Origin of the sequence: Marivita sp., assembly GCF_020055635.1 — a bacterium.
Taxonomy (GTDB): Bacteria; Pseudomonadota; Alphaproteobacteria; order Rhodobacterales; family Rhodobacteraceae; genus Marivita.
In genome coordinates, this window is the sequence record NZ_JAIPUT010000156.1 from 1 (window position 1) to 3,124 (window position 3,124).

The window sequence follows — 3,124 nt, forward strand, 5'->3', positions numbered from 1 at the left end:
ATGTCATGAGTTTTCGCTACCGAGGACAAGGTTGGCCAGGCCGCGCTACCGCCACGCTCCGTGATGGCAGTGCGCCATCAATGAGTTACCATGATAGTTGGGGCGGGATCCTTTCAAAACATGTCCAGCATCGCTGTAAAATTTGTGCCGACGGAACTGGAAAGGCTGCCGATATCGTTTGTGCTGATGCATGGGAAAGCGATGCCGCCGGGTATCCGATCTTTGACGAGGCCGAGGGCGTAAGCCTGATTGTCAGCCGAACGGCGCTCGGCGCGCGCCTGCTTACAGACGCCGTGGCTGCGGGCCAGATCGAGACCGGACCTTTTGATGTGGGAAAACTCATTGCGATTCAGCCTGGACAGAGGGAGCGACGACGCGCCTTGTTGGCACGTCTCTTAGCTTTGCGCCTCTCTGGACGCCCCGTACCACGTTACCGCGGCTTACATATTTGGCGCATAGCCTGGCAAAATCCTGCCTCACGAAACTTGAAAAACTTTCTGGGCATGCTGCGCCGGATATTCCGACAGCGCTTTTTTAGCCAAAGATAAACCCAGTGAAGACCATCTTTCTGATTTTATTTGTATGCTAGGAGTGTGCTAACTGGCTTGAACGCCATGCTTTCTTCGAGTTCTTCAGGATATTTTCATGCTCACGATTGCCTTGATCCTGCACTCTGCTAGCAACGACAATATGGGCGTTGGAGCATTGAGCGTCTCTGAGGTTGCAATTCTACGGCAGATTGCAAAGTCACGTGATATTCCGATTGCTATCAAAGTCATCGACAGTATTGCCGAACGTCCACCCTACGTTTCAGGCGAAGATATCACCATTCGGCCGGCACGCCCTCTTCGCAACCCCCTTGATTTTTTCCACGCCGTGCGTAACAGCGACATGGTCATCGATATTTTCGGCGGTGACAGTTTCGCCGATATCTATGGACGCCGCCGGCTGACCCAGATGTTCTTGATGAAATATCTTACCCACTTGGCTCGCAAACCTCTTGTACTCGCGCCGCAAACCTTCGGACCGTTCAAATACCGCCTGTCGACCTTTCTTGCCCGACAGACCATTCGACTTAGTGCCATCGCCACCACTCGGGATAGCCTCTCGACCGCCTGTCTGCGCGAAATGGGGATCAAGGGAGAGATCGTCGAGGCTTCTGATGTCGCCCTGCGTCTGCCCTATGATGCGCCGCCGGTGCGTTCTGAACCTGGTCCAGTCAAGATCGGCATTAATGTCTCAGGTCTTCTGATGAGCGGTGGCTATACTGGTAAGAACATGTTCGGCCTCAAGATGGACTATCCGCAACTGATCCGTGATATCCTGCACCGATTTGAACATCATCCCGAACCTTGCGAGATTCATCTCATACCGCATGTGATCTCGTGGAACCACGGTGCACTTGAGGATGACTACGCTGCAAGCGTAAAACTTAGCAAAGAGTTTCCTAACGTCCGGGTTGCGCCAGCCTTTGCCTCTCCCTCAGAGGCCAAGAGTTATATCGCAGATATGGATTTTTTCATGGGCGCAAGGATGCATGCCTGTATTGCGGCCTTCTCAGCAGGGGTTCCGGTGGTGCCGATGGCCTATAGCCGCAAATTTGCAGGGCTCTTCGGAGCCTTAGGATATAATGAAACAGTAGATTGTACCACTCAGAGTGCCGAAGACATTTTGGTGCATATTTTTGACGCATATGACCGCCGGTCAGAACTGGCGCAAACACAAAAAACTGCGTTCGAGAAGGGGCTGGAAAAACTGACCCGATACGAGACCGCACTCGGTGACCTGATGGAAAAAGTATACGCGAAACAGCGATAAACAGCGGCTCACTTGCAACGTATCTGGCTTTTACATAGTCTCGTGGCACTGGATATATAAATCTTTGTTTATAGCGTGAGGGATCCAATAACATGCCTTCCAACCCAAAGCTCATGGTTGTGGCATCCGCCGGAGGGCATTGGGTTCAGTTGATGAGATTGCGTAAAGCTTGGGATGAGTTGAACGTCATCTATTTAACCACTGAACCAGGCCTCTCGGATTTTGTGAAATCCATGGCCAAGGACGAAGGCAATCCGCCACCACAATTCGCATCTGTAACGGACGCCAATCTCTCCGAGAAAGGGCGCCTCATTCGTCAGCTGTTCGAAGTATTTATCGCAGTACTCCGCCACCGCCCTGATGTCATTATCACAACTGGTGCCGCACCTGGATATTTTGCGCTGCGCTTTGGCAAATGGATCGGGGCGCGAACCATCTGGATAGACAGCATGGCGAATGCCGAGCAACTTTCGAAATCGGGTCAAGAAGTGGGCAAGTACGCGGATCTTTGGCTCACGCAATGGGAACACCTAGTGCAACCGGAAGGGCCAGATTTTATGGGGCGCGTTCTATGATATTCTTGACGACCGGCACACAGCTCTCCTTCGATCGGCTAGTAAAGGCCGTAGATGAATGGGCAGGAACCACACAGCCGAACAGTGAGATTTTCGGGCAGGTTTTATCCCCACCCAGCAATCCATATCAGCCTCAAAACTTTGAAACCAAAACACGCCTTTCACCCGCGGAATACGACGAGATATTCAGAAAGGCCCATCTCATCATCTCACATGCTGGGATGGGAACTATTCTGACTGCCCTTACCCAAGGCAAGAAAATCTGCATCATGCCACGGCAGTTTAAATATGGTGAGCACCGAAACGACCATCAGATCGCAACAGTTGAAAAGTTGGGGGATTATCCTGGCCTTTATAAGGCCTCCGACGAACACGATTTGCCCGGCTGTCTCGATACGGCATTAAAAACGGCTGAACCCTCACGTTCAGCCTCGATCGACCCATTCGCAGTTACTGATTTCACTGACAGTCTTCGGGCGTTCATTCTTTCTTCGGACAAATAGGACAGATTTACACGTCGCGCTCGCGCACCCACCACCCTGCCACCCAGCCTGCCAGAAAACCGCCAAGGTGTGTTTCCCAGGCAAGGTTACCTCCCATCGCCCAATACATGATGACGTTGAGCCCAACGAGCAAGCCGATCACCCGCAGCACCGGTCCCATTCTCTCACGTGCCCGGCGCCGTACAGCGTATTCCCATGCCGTGAGCACCCCAGCGAGGCCGAAAAGCG

At 52.6% G+C, this 3,124-nt stretch carries 5 protein-coding genes; 4 read left to right on the top strand and 1 reads right to left on the bottom strand.

What is annotated here, in order from left to right; translation table 11 throughout:
* The 4 genes from LCF60_RS23980 to LCF60_RS23995 all read left to right on the top strand — a co-directional run.
* Nucleotides 1-548 (top strand): Coenzyme F420 hydrogenase/dehydrogenase, beta subunit C-terminal domain (locus LCF60_RS23980; protein ID WP_292295046.1); only part of this gene is annotated, 548 nt, incomplete at its 5' end.
* 97 nt (nt 549-645) lie between these two features.
* A complete protein-coding gene (locus LCF60_RS23985; protein ID WP_292295047.1) occupies nt 646-1,818 on the top strand; it encodes a polysaccharide pyruvyl transferase family protein in 1,173 nt (390 codons plus the stop codon).
* Nucleotides 1,819-1,910: 92 nt separating this feature from the next.
* A complete protein-coding gene (locus LCF60_RS23990; RefSeq protein WP_292295048.1) occupies nt 1,911-2,393 on the top strand; it encodes a UDP-N-acetylglucosamine--LPS N-acetylglucosamine transferase in 483 nt (160 codons plus the stop codon).
* Nucleotides 2,390-2,896: a glycosyltransferase gene (locus tag LCF60_RS23995; RefSeq protein ID WP_292295049.1), complete on the top strand. Its 507-nt coding sequence runs from the start codon at nt 2,390-2,392 to the stop codon at nt 2,894-2,896. The genes LCF60_RS23990 and LCF60_RS23995 overlap by 4 nt, the downstream gene beginning before the upstream one ends.
* Before the next feature lie 7 nt (nt 2,897-2,903).
* Here the strand turns inward: LCF60_RS23995 and LCF60_RS24000 are convergent.
* The coding region (locus LCF60_RS24000) for a rhomboid family intramembrane serine protease (RefSeq protein ID WP_292295050.1) at nt 2,904-3,124 on the bottom strand (221 nt) is incomplete at its 5' end.